14 protein-coding genes are annotated in these 13,546 nt (G+C 68.6%); 7 read left to right on the forward strand and 7 right to left on the reverse strand.

Annotated elements, in window-relative coordinates; genetic code table 11:
* The coding region (locus tag C469_RS17860; RefSeq protein WP_008007199.1) for an Hpt domain-containing protein at positions 1–338 on the reverse strand (338 nt) is incomplete at its 3' end.
* Positions 338–1,450 carry a chemotaxis-specific protein-glutamate methyltransferase CheB gene (gene cheB / locus C469_RS12710; protein WP_187127456.1) on the reverse strand — a complete coding sequence of 371 codons (1,113 nt, stop codon included), beginning with the start codon at positions 1,448–1,450 and terminating at the stop codon, positions 338–340. The genes cheB and C469_RS17860, both read right to left, overlap by 1 nt.
* 102 nt (positions 1,451–1,552) lie before the next feature.
* On the opposite strand from cheB, the gene C469_RS12715 reads away from it, so the two are divergent.
* The 4 genes from C469_RS12715 to C469_RS12730 all read left to right on the forward strand — a co-directional run bounded on the left by C469_RS12715 (position 1,553) and on the right by C469_RS12730 (position 3,910).
* Positions 1,553–2,038: a chemotaxis protein CheW gene (locus C469_RS12715; RefSeq protein WP_008007202.1), complete on the forward strand. Its 486-nt coding sequence runs from the start codon at positions 1,553–1,555 to the stop codon at positions 2,036–2,038.
* Between the two features lie 138 nt (positions 2,039–2,176).
* Complete coding sequence (locus C469_RS12720; RefSeq protein ID WP_049911422.1) at positions 2,177–2,872, forward strand: RAD55 family ATPase; 696 nt, start codon at positions 2,177–2,179, stop codon at positions 2,870–2,872.
* Positions 2,872–3,258: a hypothetical protein gene (locus tag C469_RS12725; protein WP_008007206.1), complete on the forward strand. Its 387-nt coding sequence runs from the start codon at positions 2,872–2,874 to the stop codon at positions 3,256–3,258. The genes C469_RS12720 and C469_RS12725 overlap by 1 nt, the downstream gene beginning before the upstream one ends.
* Positions 3,259–3,301: 43 nt before the next feature.
* Positions 3,302–3,910, forward strand: coding sequence for a DUF7504 family protein (locus C469_RS12730; RefSeq protein ID WP_008007208.1), 609 nt, complete (start codon positions 3,302–3,304; stop codon positions 3,908–3,910).
* 24 nt (positions 3,911–3,934) lie between these two features.
* On the opposite strand, the gene C469_RS12735 is transcribed toward C469_RS12730, so the two are convergent.
* Positions 3,935–4,537 carry a hypothetical protein gene (locus C469_RS12735; RefSeq protein ID WP_008007209.1) on the reverse strand — a complete coding sequence of 201 codons (603 nt, stop codon included), beginning with the start codon at positions 4,535–4,537 and terminating at the stop codon, positions 3,935–3,937.
* Positions 4,538–4,655: 118 nt separating this feature from the next.
* On the opposite strand from C469_RS12735, the gene glmM reads away from it, so the two are divergent.
* The gene (gene glmM / locus C469_RS12740) at positions 4,656–6,017 is read left to right on the forward strand and encodes a phosphoglucosamine mutase (RefSeq protein ID WP_008007211.1); all 1,362 of its coding nucleotides are present in this window, start codon (positions 4,656–4,658) and stop codon (positions 6,015–6,017) included.
* A 51-nt stretch (positions 6,018–6,068) separates the two neighbouring features.
* On the opposite strand, the gene C469_RS12745 is transcribed toward glmM, so the two are convergent.
* The 4 genes from C469_RS12745 to hemC form a co-directional block, all read right to left on the reverse strand.
* Complete coding sequence (locus C469_RS12745; protein ID WP_008007213.1) at positions 6,069–6,467, reverse strand: hypothetical protein; 399 nt, start codon at positions 6,465–6,467, stop codon at positions 6,069–6,071.
* Positions 6,468–6,704: 237 nt separating this feature from the next.
* Complete coding sequence (locus C469_RS12750) at positions 6,705–7,589, reverse strand: uroporphyrinogen-III synthase (protein WP_008007214.1); 885 nt, start codon at positions 7,587–7,589, stop codon at positions 6,705–6,707.
* The gene (cobA, locus tag C469_RS12755) at positions 7,586–8,386 is read right to left on the reverse strand and encodes a uroporphyrinogen-III C-methyltransferase (protein ID WP_008007216.1); all 801 of its coding nucleotides are present in this window, start codon (positions 8,384–8,386) and stop codon (positions 7,586–7,588) included. Before cobA ends, C469_RS12750 begins: the two co-directional genes overlap by 4 nt.
* A complete protein-coding gene (hemC, locus tag C469_RS12760) occupies positions 8,379–9,623 on the reverse strand; it encodes a hydroxymethylbilane synthase (protein WP_008007218.1) in 1,245 nt (414 codons plus the stop codon). The genes cobA and hemC overlap by 8 nt, the downstream gene beginning before the upstream one ends.
* Positions 9,624–10,406: 783 nt before the next feature.
* On the opposite strand from hemC, the gene C469_RS12765 reads away from it, so the two are divergent.
* Both C469_RS12765 and C469_RS12770 read left to right on the forward strand, forming a co-directional pair.
* Positions 10,407–11,603, forward strand: a complete 1,197-nt coding sequence (locus tag C469_RS12765; RefSeq protein WP_008007220.1) for an orc1/cdc6 family replication initiation protein — start codon at positions 10,407–10,409, stop codon at positions 11,601–11,603.
* 577 nt (positions 11,604–12,180) lie between these two features.
* Complete coding sequence (locus C469_RS12770) at positions 12,181–13,458, forward strand: aminotransferase class V-fold PLP-dependent enzyme (RefSeq protein ID WP_008007222.1); 1,278 nt, start codon at positions 12,181–12,183, stop codon at positions 13,456–13,458.
* The last annotated feature ends 88 nt before the right edge of the window (positions 13,459–13,546 follow it).

Genomic DNA, 13,546 nt, shown 5'->3' on the forward strand with positions numbered 1-13,546 from the left:
GCCTCCCTCGCGCCATCAGAGATGTGTATAAGAGACAGCTCCGACACCATCGCCTCGACGGTGTCAACCCCCTCGAAGAGGAGGTCCATCAGCTCGGGGGTCACCTCGCGGTCGCCCTGTCGGACCGCGTCGAGCAGGTCCTCGAGGGCGTGCCCGAAGTCGGAGACGTCCTCGTACCCCATCGCCGCGGCGTTGCCCTTCAGCGTGTGCGCGACGCGGAACACGTCGTCCATCGCCTCGGCGTCCTCGGGGTCGGCTTCGAGGGCGAGCAGGGCGTTGTTCAGGTCCGTGATCCCGTCTTCGGCCTCGGCGACGAACGCGGCGCGGTGGGAGTCCATCAGGCCTCACCCCCCACGATCGCGCCGGCCACGTCGTCGAGGTCGCGTACCTCGTCGACACCGCCCGTCTCGACCGCGCGCTTCGGCATCCCGTAGATGACGCAGGTGTCCTCGCTCTGCGCGATCGTCCGTGCGCCCGCGTCGGCCATCGCGCGGATCCCCTCCGCGGCGTCGGCTCCCATCCCGGTCAACACGACGCCCACGAGCGGGTCGTCGACGGTCTCTGCCGCCGAGCGCATCGTTACATCGGCGGCCGGGGTGACCGACTGCGAGTCGTCCTCGTCGAGCTTGACGCGGAGCCGCCCCGACCGGTAGCTGTCGATGCGGGTGTGGCTGCCGCCGCGGGCGACGAGCGCCTCGCCGGAGCCGATCCGGGCGCCGTCGCTCGCCTCGCGCACGTCGTACGCCGACGCCTCGTCGAGCCGGTCGGCGAACCGCGAGGTGAACGCCTCCGGCATGTGCTGGACGATGACGACCCGACAGTCGGCCATCGGCAGCGCAGACATGACGCGCTCGACGGCGTTCGGGCCGCCGGTCGACGCGCCGATCACGACCGTCAGCGGGCCGTCGACCTCGGCGCTCGCGGTCGGCGCGGACGGGCTCGCGGCGGTCGAGGCCGTCGACTCCGTGCCGCTGTCGGCGGCCTCGCGCTCCCGGCGATCGCGCGTCGCCGCGTCGAGGTCGGCGTCCGCGACCGACCTGACGGCCTCGACGAGCCGGTCCGACTCGCGGGAGACGCCGGTCGAGACCTCGCCGCCCGGCTTCGAGAAGAAGTCGACCGCGCCGCGCTCGAGCGCCTCGAAGGTCACCTCCGCGCCCTCGGCGGTGTGCGCCGAGAGCATCAGCACGGGCGTCGGCGTCTCGTCCATCAGCCGCTCGACGGCTTCGAGCCCGCCCATCCCGGGCATCTCGACGTCCATCGTCACCACGTCCGGACGCGTCTCGGCGACCACCGACAGCGCCTCGGCGCCGTCGCCCGCCTCGCCGACGACCGCGACCCCCGCGTCGGTCAAGAGGTCGGAGATCAACCCTCGCATGAACGGCGAGTCGTCGACGACGACCACCCGCAAGGAGCCGTCGCGCCCGCCCCGTCGATCCGTCGTCCTACTCATGTCCGGAAGCGGGCCCAGAATCAGCATAAATGCACGGACCCGGGAATCACGCCTGATAATTCAGGGGACACGGTTATTGGTCCCTTCGCCGCAGGCTCTTCCATGGCAGCCATCGAGACGGACGCCGAACCCACGAAGGTGCTGGAGTTCGGACTGGGCGACGGGACGTACTGTCTGGACATCGGGGTCATCGACGAGATCGTCGACGCCGGCGAGCTCACGCGAATCCCCAACTCGCCCGACCACGTCGAGGGCGTGATGGACCTGCGGGGGCGCACGACTACGATAGTCGACCCGAAGACGCTCTTCGCGATCGAGGAGGACGGCCCCCGCGAGCGGATCGTCGTGTTCGACGACGCGGAGATCGACGAGGGCGGCACGGTCGGCTGGATGGTCGACGAGGTGTTTCAGGTGCGCGACGTGGCCCCCGAAGACGTCGATCAGGCGACGACCGTCGACGACGAGGGAGTCAACGGGATCGTCAAGTCCGACGACCGCTTCGTGGTCTGGGTCTCCCCCGACGTCGAGGATGTCGCGGACCTCGAGGCCCCCGACTCCGCCGCGGAGGGCGAGGAGGCCGACGCGTAGCGCTCGGCCGACCGCACCTCGTTCCGCGGTCCGTCTCGGGATCGTGGTTCGTTCCGCGATCGTTGTTCGTCCCGCGATCGTTCTCACCCGTGAGAACCGGGTGGCAACCCTTATCTGATGACCGACAAGTCGATCCGTATGCGCGCCTCAAGCGGCGTCCCCGGGTTCGACGCCCTCGTCGACGGCGGCTTCCCGGAGAATCGCCTGTACGTTGTCAGCGGCCCTCCCGGCAGCGGGAAAACGACGTTCTGCTCGCAGTTCGCCGCGCAGGGCGCCCGTAACGGCGAGGACGTGCTGTACATTAGCATGCACGAGACGAAGGAGGGGATCCGCCGCGACATGAGCGGGTACGACTTCGGCTTCGACCGGGCGCTCGACACGGACCGGGTCACCTTCCTCGACTCCTTCTCCTCGGACGGCCGACGCTTCTTCGGCCTGCCGGGCGAGCGGCGGGACCACTCCGGAGTGACGAACCGGCTCACCGGCTTCATCAACTCCCGAGATATCGACCGGGTCGTCTTCGACTCGACGATGCTGTTGCGGTTCCTCCTCGACGACGACGAGGACACGATGATCCAGCTGCTCTCCTCGCTGAAGCGCACCGACGCGACAACGCTGCTCATCTCCGAGATGACCGATCCGAGCGCCTACTCCGAGGAGCACTACCTCGCGCACGGCGTCGTCTTCATGCACAACTACCTCGAAGACGACGGGATGCAGCGCGGCATCCAGGTGCTGAAGATGCGCGGGACCGACGTCGACACCGACATCCAGGACATCGAGTTCACGGACGGCGGGCTCCGAGTCGGCTCGGCCGCGACGGTGAGCCACTGATGTACGACCGCACCTTCGGCACGGAGTGGGACGACCTCTCCCGCGAGGAGGCGGTCGAGCGCGCGTTCGCGCTCGGCGTCGCCGCGGGCGTCGGCAGCGCGCGGCCGGTCGAGCTCGACCGCGTTCTGGACGCCTTCGAGAACGCGTACGACCGGAGCCTGATCGAACTCGCGTACGACGAGGGCCGGACCAAGGCCCTCGAGGCCGCCCCCGAGGCCGACGACGCAGAGGCGGTCTGGGACCGGCTCGTCGACGGCTCCGGCGCTCCCCGAGGCTCTCCGGTTTCGGCGGCGCTCCCCGGAGCGATAACGGAACTGACACTCACGAGGCGCCCCCGCGAGGGCCCCCCGTCATCGCTCGACTTCCCGTCGATGCTCCGGAAGTGATCCCTCGGAAGGGTTTTACCCGATACCCCCTCAACCCAGACACATGACCGTGCTTCCCGACGCTGTCCGCGACGCCGACAGCGTGCTCGTCACCGGGCCACCGATGAGCGGGAAGTACGACCTGTTCAACCGGCTGCTCGCCGAGTGGTCGACCGGACCGGTCGTCATCTCCACCGGCCGCATCGCGGAGAAGGTCCGCGACGACTACGAGACGATCACCGGCCGCGACGGCGACGAGGTGATCGTCATCGACTGCGTCACCCACGAGCAGGGCGACAAGCGCGACGACACGCCGACGACGAAGTACGTCGCCAGCGCCGGCAACCTCACCGATATCGGGATCAAGTTCACCGACGTCGTCGAGTCGTCGGCCGGGCGCGACCGGGCCGTCGGCGTCTACTCGCTGTCCCAGCTGCTGATGTACTGGGACCCCGAGCGGATCTACCGCTTCACCCGCGTGATGACCTCTCAGACCTCCGGCGAGGGGTGGCCGTTCGTCGGCGTGGTAAACTCGGCCGCCCACGACGAGCAGGTGGTCAACACCCTCCACGAGCCGTTCGACGTGATCGCTGAGACCCGCGTCGAGGGCGACGACCGGGAGTTCCGCGTCCGCGGTCGGGTCGGGCAGCCCTCCGAGTGGATCCCGTTTTAACTGCCCGTCCGACCCTTCCCCCGCTCACCCGACCAGCTCGAACTCGGCACCGAGCGGCGGGGCGTCGACGATCCCCCAGTAGACGAATCGGTACGTGCCGGCCCCGAGCGGCGGGCACACCTCGAGGTCCCGGTCGGGGACGGCCGACGCGATCGTCGCTTCTTCGAGGTCGAGCGACCAGATGTACGCGCCGCTCGGGTCGAGCGTCTCCTCGTCTCGGGGGAGTTCGACCGCCTCGCCCGCGGTCGACCCGCGGACGTCGAGCCACCCCTCGCCCGTCTCGCGCTGGAGCGAGTAGGCGTGCTTGCCGAGGACCGCCCCCGGCTCGTCGCCGGTGTTGCGGAACACGAGCCGCATCGACTGGCCGTACGTCTCGGCGTTCCCCTCCGTCGACAGCTCGAACCGCGTCCCGGCGGCGTCGACGACGGTCCCCTCGACCGGCTCGTCGAAGGGAGCCGTCAGCCGAACGAACGCGTCGTCCTCGCAGGTCAGCGTCTCCGGGACCCCCTCGGGGCCCTGCGGGCCGTCGCCCGCGGCGAAGTCGAGACACCCGGCGACGCCGACGCTTCCGGCGGCGGTGAGTGTCGCCGCGCTCGCTGCCAACAGATCGCGTCGCGTGCGCTCCATGCGAGCCGTTGGGACGCGCCCGGCTTGAACCGCACGCGTCGGCCCCGACCGTGTGCACACGCCGCTCACCCGCCCGGCGTTCGGAACCGCTTTCCCGTCGGCCGGCGGATGGGCGTCCATGGAGCTGTTCGGATCCAGCGGCATTCGCGGGGTCGCGCTCCGGTACCTCACGCCGGAGCTCGTCCTCGACATCGCGAAGGCCGCCGGAACGACCTGGGACGCCGACCGGGTCGCCGTCGCCCGCGACACCCGTACCACCGGCGAGCTGTTCGCCAACGCCGCCGCGAGCGGGCTGGCCGCGGTCGGCTGCGACGTCGACCGGCTCGGCGTCGTCCCGACGCCCGCCGTCGGGAACTACTGCGAGTCGGCCGAGGTCCCCGCGGTGTTAGTCACCGCATCGCACAACCCGCCGGAGTTCAACGGGATCAAGCTCGTCGGCGACGACGGCGTGGAGCTGTCGGTCGACGTGCTCGAACGCGTCGAGCGCCGCGTCCTCGACGACGACTACGGGCACGCGGACTGGCGGAACGCGGGCGCGACGACCCGGATCGAGGGCGCCGTCGACGACTACGTCGACCAGCTGATCGACGCGGTCGACGCCGAGGCGATCGCGGACGCGGGCCTCACGGTCGCGGTCGACCCCGGTCACGGCGCGGCGTCGGTCTCTTCGCCGCGGATCTACCGCGAGCTCGGCTGCGAGGTGCTGACCGTGAACGCGACGCCCGACGGCCACTTCCCCGGTCGTGACTCGGAGCCCGTCCCGGAGAACCTCGGCGACCTCCGGCGGCTCGTCGCGACCACCGACGCCGACGTGGGGATCGCTCACGACGGCGACGCGGACCGCGCGGTGTTCGTCGACGAGGACGGCGCGTTCGTCGACGGCGACACCTCGTTCGCGGCGATGGCGGACGCCTGCCTCGACGCCGACGACGCCGTCGTCAGCGCCGTGAACGTCTCCCAGCGGCTCGTCGACGTCTGCGACGCGAACGACGCCGACCTCGAACTCACGCCGATCGGTGCGACGAACATCATCACCCGAACACGCGAACTCCACGAGGAGGGGACGAACGTCCCCATCGCCGGGGAGGGGAACGGCGGGCTGTTCTTTCCGCCGTATCGGCTCTCGCGGGACGGCGCGTACATCGGCGCGCGATTCCTCGAACTGCTCGCGGCCGCCGACGGCCCGGTCAGCGAGGCAGTCGCGCCCTACGCCGACTACCACTTTGTGCGGCGGAACGTCGAGTACGCGGACGACGACGAGCGCGACGAGATGCTGTCGGCCGCGCGCGCCTACGTCGAGACCGCGGACGCGGAGCCGAACACCACCGACGGCTACCGCCTCGACTACGGCGACGCGTGGGTACTCGTGCGGCCCTCCGGCACCGAGCCGAAGATCCGGATCTACGCCGAGTCGGCCGACGCGGACCGCGCGGAACGGCTCGCGACGGACATGTACGTCGCGGTCGAGAGCGGGCGCTAGCGGCGTTCCTGGCGCGTCGAGAGTTGCGACAGCTCCAGCGACGGCGACCGTTCACTCGGTGACGACGGTCGCCGTCGGCTCCGTCGGTCGCTTCGCCCATCGCACCGCGGTCGCGGCGTCGTTGAACGGCTCGGCGTCGACCCCCCTGACGTCCATCGTCCGTTCGAGGTACCGCCGCTTGGGGCGCTCCGCGACCACCGCGAAGCGCGTCACGCCGCGGTCGGCGCCGGCCCGCGCCGCCAGCCGGAGCGTCTGTCGACCGGCGTCCGAGCAGGGCCGCGTCGTCCGCACGACGAGCACGACGGCGTCGACTCCCGGCTCGGCCGCGAGCGTCCGCCACCGATCGAGGAGCGCCTCGCCGTCCGACGGGGAGAGCCCCGTCCCGTGGGGGAGTTCGACGACGAGCACCCCGTCGTCGACTCGGATCGACCATCGCTCGCTCGGTTCCATGCTACCCGTTCTCACCTGTCGGTTAATAAATGCACGGCGCTAGATATCTACTATGATAATTTCGCTCCGTCAAGAGATCTCCTTGGTCGTACGCAAACAGCGCTCACACGCAGTTTTCGCGTCTGTCTCCTCGGTTCGATACCCGATTTGTGTCCCGCTATCGGTCGTGAGACCTACCATTCTCCCGGAACACGCTCGTCGATCTGTCGGCTCGCCGGTTCGCCGTCTCGATCGGCGCTACCGCTGTCCGTCGCCGTCCTCGCTGTCGCCGTCCTCTCCGTCCCCGCCGGCCGCGTCGACGACGGCCCGCGCGAGCGCGTCGAAGTCGGCGTCGTCGGGGACCACGTCGACGTCGATCCCGCTGTCCGCGGCCGTCTCCGCGGTCGGCGGTCCGATCGCGCCCACGACCGCGTCGTTCAGACCGTCGATCGCCGCCTCGCGGACCCCGCGCTCCGCCGCGGCGTCGAGGAAGTGAGTCACCGTGAGCGACGAGGTGAACGCGGCGGCGTCGAGGTCGCCCGCGGCGGCCAGCTCCGCGGAGTTCCCGGCCCCTCGCGGGCGCGTCAGCCGGTAGAGCACCGTCTCGGTCACCGCCGCGCCGGCCTCGCGGAGTCCCGCCAAGAGCACGTCGCTGCCGTGGTCCGAGCGCGCCACCTCGACGCGGTCGCCATCGACGCGGCCCTCCAGCGCCGCCACCAGCCCGGCGGAGGTGTACTCGTCGGGGACGAGATCGACGGTCCAACCCGCCGCCCGCGCCGCCCCCGCGGTCGCGGGACCGATAGTGACGAGCGTCGCGTCCCCCGGTTCCCAGCCCGCCTCGGCCGCGAGTTCGACGCCGGTCTTGCTCGTGAGGACGACGTACGGCGCGTCCCCGGGCGTCGCGCCCGTCGGCTCGACCGCGAGCATCGGGTCGGCGACCGGGGACGCGCCCAGCGACGCCAACAGCGTCTCGGCGTTCTCGATCCGCTCGTCGGCCGGGCGGAAGACGGCGACGCGGGGGGTGTCGGTGTCGTTGGAGTCGTCGGTGTCGTCGGTGTCGTCGGAGTCGTCGGTGTCGTCGGAGTCGTCGGTGTCGTCGGAGTCGCCGGTGTCGCCGGTCACGCCGTCGGACTCGTCGCTCACGCGTCGCCACCCCGCTCGCCGTCGTTTTCGAGGAACTCGACGACCCGCTCGCGCGTCGCAGCCACGTCGCCGATCACGGTGATGGCAGGCGGCTCGATCCCCGCCTCGTCGCGGACGTCGACGATGGTGTCTAGGGTGCCGGTCGCGACGCGCATGTCGGGCCACGTCGCGCGCTCGACCAGCGCGACGGGGGTGTCGCCGTCGAGGCCGGCGTCGCGGAGTTCGGCGGTGTACGCCGGGAGCTTGCCGACGCCCATCAGCACGACGATGGTGCCGCCGGTGGCCGCGAGCGCGTCCCAGTCGACCGCCGACTCCTCCTTCGTCGGGTCCTCGTGGCCCGTGACGAAGGAGACGGAGGAGGCGTGGTCGCGGTGGGTCACCGGGATCCCGGCCACCGCGGGGCCCGCGATCGCGGAGGTGACGCCGGGGACGACCTCGAAGGGGATCCCGGCCGCCGCGAGGTGTTCGGCCTCCTCGCCGCCGCGCCCGAAGACGAACGGGTCGCCGCCCTTCAGGCGGACGACCGACTTCCCCTCGCGCGCCAGTTCGACGAGCCGGCGGTTCGTGTACTCCTGCGGGGTCCACTCGCCGCCGGCGCGTTTCCCCACGTCCTCGCGTTTCTCCTCGGGAATCCGCCCGAGGATCTCCGGGCCGGGGAGCTTGTCGTGGAGCACCACGTCCGCCGACTCGATCAGCTCGGCGGCTCGCACCGTCAGCAGGTCGGGATCGCCCGGGCCGGAGCCGACGAGGTAGACGGTGCCCACGTCGTCTTCTAACGTGCTGTCCCCCTCACTCATCGTCCGCCTCCTCCTCGGCCCCCTCCCGAGTCCCCTCGTCGGCCTCGGCCTCCTCGCGCGCGGCCTCGATCAGGTCGGCGGCGCCGCGGTCGGCCAGATCGGCCGCGAACTCCTCGGCGGCCTTCGCGTGCGACCGGATCGGGAGGTCGCGGGTGTCGGCCACCTCTTCGGTGCCGTCGGTCGAGAGCACGCGGACGCGGGTGTGGACGTGCTCGCCCTGCACGAGCGCGGAGACGCCGATCGGGGCGACGCAGCCGCCGTTGAGCTCGCCGAGGATCGTCCGTTCGACGGTGACCGCGACGCGGGTCCGCGGGTGGTCGACCGCGGAGCGCACGTCCTCGATCACGTCGGGGTCGGTCGCGGTGACGGCGATGGCGCCCTGTCCGGCCGCGGGGACGAACTCCTCGCGGGGGAGTCGCGTCGTGGGCACCTCGTAGAAGAGCTCCGAGCGGCGGAGCCCGGCCTCCGCGAGGACGATGGCGTCGTACTCCGTCTCGACCTTCCGCTCCATCGCCGAGCGCTCGAGGTCGGAGAGCGAGTCGAACCACTCCTCGACGCTCTGGTCGAACTCCTCGTCGATTTCGTCTGTATCTTCCGTGTCGGCTCCGCCGGCCTCGTCGTCGCTGAGCGCGTCCCAGTTCGGCTCGTCGGCGCCGGCGCCGCTCCCGTCGCCGTCGTTCCCTTCGCCGCCCTCGTCCGCCGTCGCCGCGCGCGCCTCCCCCGAGGCGATCAGCCGGCGTTCGTGTTCCGCCTGCAGGCGGGGAGCGAGCAGCTTCTCGATCCGGGTGTCGACGTTCCCCCGGAGCGGCTCGACGACGAGGTCGGGTCGTGCGGCCTTGATCTGGGCGGTCCGGCGGAGCGATCCGGTCCCGACGACGGAGCCGGACGGGAGGTCTTCGATGCCGAGGCCGTCGGGGCTGACGACCACGTCGCCGGAGGGCGCGCGCTCGGGCACGCCGGCGATCACCATGTCGTCCATCCCCTCGGTGGGCACGTCCTTCAGCGAGTGGACGGCGAGGTCGGCGTCGCCGTCGAGTATCTCCTCGTCGAGCGCGCGGACGAAGGCGCCCGTCTTGCCGAGGCGGTGGATCAGCTCGTCGGGGATCTGGTCGCCGCGGGTCTCGACGCGTCGGAGCTCCACGTCGCGTCGGCGGCTCGACAGGGCGTCGCGGACGGTCCCGGCCTGCCGGAGGGCCAGGTCCGACCCGCGCGTGGCGAGCCTGAGCGTATCGGTCATACCCGAAGCGAGGTCCCCCGCGTTCAAAAGCGCACTAGTTCGGCCGTGGCGCTGACGCGCTGATAGCGCGCGGGATCGCGACGTGAGCGCTTATAAATGTACTGCGGTGGAAATGTACTACGGTGGCGCGTGCCTCCGAGCGGCCGCCTTTGGCGGCCGCGAAGAGCACGCGCGAGGGAGTCAGTCGCCGGAGCGAAGCGGAGGCGACTAACGAGGCTGGGGAGGTGTGAGGTGCGGTTGCTGTGCGGGGCGGGCGGGACTCAAAGGGGTAGCCGCGCTCGGCGAACCCCAGCGACGTAAGGGCCGCAATGAGGGAGCGTTAGCGACGACTGAGGACCGCAACAAGCTGTGGGAGCCGAGCGCGGCTGGGGCTTTGGCGGTGTTCGCCGTCGATCCGGTGTCAACGACTTATAACCAACATTCCAGTCGAGGATGTGCGCGAACAAAATCATCGTGGGCCCGAAGCCGTCTGAGCCGTCGCTGACAGTGAGAGAGTACATTTCGTGTGCTCTCCGAGGCGGTTGCAGGCTGTGTCGGATATCCAGTCCGACGAATTGCGAGAGTGGGTTTCGTGTGTTCTTGAGACGTTTGCGTGGCGTATCGGGTAGCCGATATCCGCGAACTGCTCACAGTGAGAGAGTAGGTTTCGTGTGTTCTCGAAAAACTAACGTAGAAAACCGAGTGCAAGCAGGCCGGTTGCAGAAGATACGGTACGGATCGATATCACACGAAACCCACGAACGGTAGTTTTATAAATAAATAGGTAATTGCTGTTCTCAACGGATGTCGGGGCCCTTCAGCAATATTACGGAAACGATTTTTGCCGACAAGTCGGTTCTCACGGAAAGCTACCAACCGGAGACGATCCTCGAACGCGATGAGGAGATCGAAGCATACAGTCATGCTCTTCAGGACGTACTGTTCGGACGCGAGCCTGAGAACGTCTTTCTGTACGGAAAGGCCGGTCTCGGGAAGACCGCTGTCACCGAGTATATGATGGACGAGTTGCGGGAAGAGGCAGCGACCCGTGAGCAGGCGGACGACCTGCACATCCACCAGATAAACTGTAACGGTCGAACGCTCTTTATGGTCGTTCGACAGTTGGTCAACCGTCTGTTACCCGAAGGGGCGAGCGACTTCCCGAAGCGGGGGCTCGGGACGGGCGACGCGTTCGACGAACTGTACACACAACTCGACCGAATCGGTGGGACCCACCTGTTTGTCATCGACGAGATCGACCACCTCGACGACGCGAACACGCTCTTGTACGAACTGCCGCGGGCACGCGCGAACGATCACATCTCGGAGTCACTCGTCGGTATCGTCGGCATTAGCAACGACTACACGTTTCGCCAGTCGCTGTCGCCGAAGGTCAAGGATACGCTGATGGAGACGGAGATTTCGTTCAGCCCGTACGACGCGGGTGAACTCCAAACGATCCTTCGTCACCGGGCGGAGACGGCGTTCGTTGACGGTGTTTGCGACCAGTCGGCCATCGCGAAGGCGGCGGCGCTCGCCGCACAGGACATGGGGAACGCACGGCAAGCAATCGACTTCCTCCGTGTCGGATCAGAAGTCGCAGAGCGGGAGGGCGACCGACACGTGATCGACGACCATATCGAGCGGGCACGGACGCTCGTCCAGCGGGGCCGTCTCCAGAACAAGATCCGTGATCAGACCCAGCACGGCCAGTATATTCTTGAAGCGATCGCCACGCTTGCCAAGGAGAATGAACTTCCGGCGCGATCGAAGGAGATCCAGACGGTGTACGAGACGGTTGCCGACGCCCACGGGGCGTCACCGTTGACGACGCTAAAAAGCGTGCAGGACCACCTCTCCGATCTCCACATGCTCGGCTTTCTCATCCGGCACGAACAGAACCAGGGCCGAAGCGGCGGACAGTACTACGAGTACGAATTGGATCTCGATCCGGACATCATCGTCCAAACACGGCAGAAGATCGTTGAGCAGACCAGCTGACTGGATTTTCGGCGGCAACTCTGCAGTTAGATACGGAACCGAAGAACAGACGAAAGGTACTCTCTTCGAAGGTACTCTCTTCGAAGGTACCCACCGTCTTTCACAGAACAGACGAAACGTACTCTCTCCGAATGCGGACGGGACCACTTCCGAGTCTGCCGAGGAACAGACGAAACGTACTCTCTCCGAATGCGGACGGGACCACTTCCGAGTCTGCCGAGGAACAGACGAAACGTACTCTCTCGACGCCAGTGACCCGCGATCGGAGTCGCGGGCTTCGACCTTGCTGATCTGTGGGACGGCCGGGGCCTCTCAGTCACGAGGAACTCACGAAATGTACTCTCTGAGTCAGTGCTCTGAGTCAGCGACCCGCGACTTCAGTCGTGTGCTTCTCCTTGTCGATCTGCGATCCCTACCACACGGCAAAGAACACACGAAACGTACTCTCTTGTGCGCGAGGTCATAACGGGGTTAATAAGACCGAACCAGCGGTAGGGGCCAACGAAGCCGCCTCGCAGACACTGGCAACACGTACCGGACCGAAGGTGTGTTAGTGCTCGGGGCCCAGATCCGGGTAATGGGAGTTCAGGAACAGTACCCGTTCGACGTCGAGGCCGTCCGCGCCGACTTCCCGATCCTCGATCGGCTGGTCGGCGGCGATCCGGAGTCGCCGGGCGAGGGGCCGGGCGACGACACCCCGCTCGTCTACCTCGACAGCGCGGCGACCTCGCACACGCCGGACGCGGTCGTCGACACGATCGCGGACTACTACCGCGGCTACAACGCCAACGTCCACCGCGGGATCCACCAGCTGAGCCAGGAGGCCTCCGTCGCCTACGAGGAGGCCCACGACACCGTCGCCGACTTCGTCGGCGCGTCGGGCCGCGAGGAGATCGTCTTCACGAAGAACACCACCGAGGCGATGAACCTCGTCGCGTACGCGTGGGGGCTCGACGAGCTCGGGCCGGGCGACAACGTCGTCTGCTCGCAGATGGAGCACCACGCGTCGCTGGTCACGTGGCAGCAGATCGGCAAGCGCACTGGCGCCGACGTGCGCTTTATCGAGGTGACCGATGAGGGCCGGCTCGACATGGAGCACGCCGCGGAGCTCATCGACGACGACACGCAGATGGTGTCTGTCGTCCACGTCTCGAACACGCTTGGCACGATCAACCCGATCGCGGAGCTGGCCGACCTCGCGCACGACCACGACGCGTACGTCTTCGCCGACGGCGCGCAGTCGGTCCCCACGCGTCCGGTCGACGTGAAGGACCTCGGCGTCGACTTCCTCGCCTTCTCCGGGCACAAGATGTGCGGCCCGACCGGTATCGGGGCGCTGTACGGCCGGGAGGAGATCCTCGACGAGATGGGGCCGTACCTCTACGGCGGCGACATGATCCGGCGCGTCTCCTTCGAGGACTCCACGTGGGAGGACCTCCCGTGGAAGTTCGAGGCCGGCACGCCCTCGATCGCCCAGGGGATCGCCTTCGCGGCCGCGATCGAGTATCTAGAGGAGATCGGTATGGAGAACGTGCGGGCCCACGAGGACCTGTTGGCGGCGTACGCCTACGACGAGCTCTCCGACCTCGGCGGCGTGGAGATCTACGGCCCGCCGGGCCACGACCGCGGCGGCCTCGTCGCGTTCAACGTCGAGGGCGTCCACGCGCACGACCTCTCCAGCATCCTCAACGACTACGGCGTCGCGATCCGCGCCGGCGACCACTGCACCCAGCCGCTCCACGACGAGCTGGGCGTCGCCGCCTCCGCGCGCGCCTCCTTCTACCTCTACAACACCGTCGAGGAGATCGACGCGCTCGTCGAGGCGGTGGGCGAGGCGCGCGATCTGTTCGCCTAGACGCGTTCGCGGAGCCGTGTTCGCGGAGCCGTGTTCGCGGAGGCGTGTCCGGCGGTACGGGACGCAGTGGTCGTTTATAAGTGCGTTC

Origin of the sequence: Halorubrum lipolyticum DSM 21995, assembly GCF_000337375.1 — an archaeon.
GTDB classification, from domain to species: Archaea; Halobacteriota; Halobacteria; order Halobacteriales; family Haloferacaceae; genus Halorubrum; species Halorubrum lipolyticum.

What these genes read in the sequence shown, in the direction of transcription:
- cheB (WP_187127456.1), bottom strand. Translation starts at nt 1,450, where the DNA reads ATGAGTAGGACGACGGATCGACGGGGCGGGCGCGACGGCTCCTTGCGG.
- C469_RS12715 (WP_008007202.1), top strand. Translation starts at nt 1,553, where the DNA reads ATGGCAGCCATCGAGACGGACGCCGAACCCACGAAGGTGCTGGAGTTC.
- C469_RS12720 (WP_049911422.1), top strand. Translation starts at nt 2,177, where the DNA reads ATGCGCGCCTCAAGCGGCGTCCCCGGGTTCGACGCCCTCGTCGACGGC.
- C469_RS12725 (WP_008007206.1), top strand. Translation starts at nt 2,872, where the DNA reads ATGTACGACCGCACCTTCGGCACGGAGTGGGACGACCTCTCCCGCGAG.
- C469_RS12730 (WP_008007208.1), top strand. Translation starts at nt 3,302, where the DNA reads ATGACCGTGCTTCCCGACGCTGTCCGCGACGCCGACAGCGTGCTCGTC.
- C469_RS12735 (WP_008007209.1), bottom strand. Translation starts at nt 4,537, where the DNA reads ATGGAGCGCACGCGACGCGATCTGTTGGCAGCGAGCGCGGCGACACTC.
- glmM (WP_008007211.1), top strand. Translation starts at nt 4,656, where the DNA reads ATGGAGCTGTTCGGATCCAGCGGCATTCGCGGGGTCGCGCTCCGGTAC.
- C469_RS12745 (WP_008007213.1), bottom strand. Translation starts at nt 6,467, where the DNA reads ATGGAACCGAGCGAGCGATGGTCGATCCGAGTCGACGACGGGGTGCTC.
- cobA (WP_008007216.1), bottom strand. Translation starts at nt 8,386, where the DNA reads ATGAGTGAGGGGGACAGCACGTTAGAAGACGACGTGGGCACCGTCTAC.
- hemC (WP_008007218.1), bottom strand. Translation starts at nt 9,623, where the DNA reads ATGACCGATACGCTCAGGCTCGCCACGCGCGGGTCGGACCTGGCCCTC.
- C469_RS12765 (WP_008007220.1), top strand. Translation starts at nt 10,407, where the DNA reads ATGTCGGGGCCCTTCAGCAATATTACGGAAACGATTTTTGCCGACAAG.
- C469_RS12770 (WP_008007222.1), top strand. Translation starts at nt 12,181, where the DNA reads ATGGGAGTTCAGGAACAGTACCCGTTCGACGTCGAGGCCGTCCGCGCC.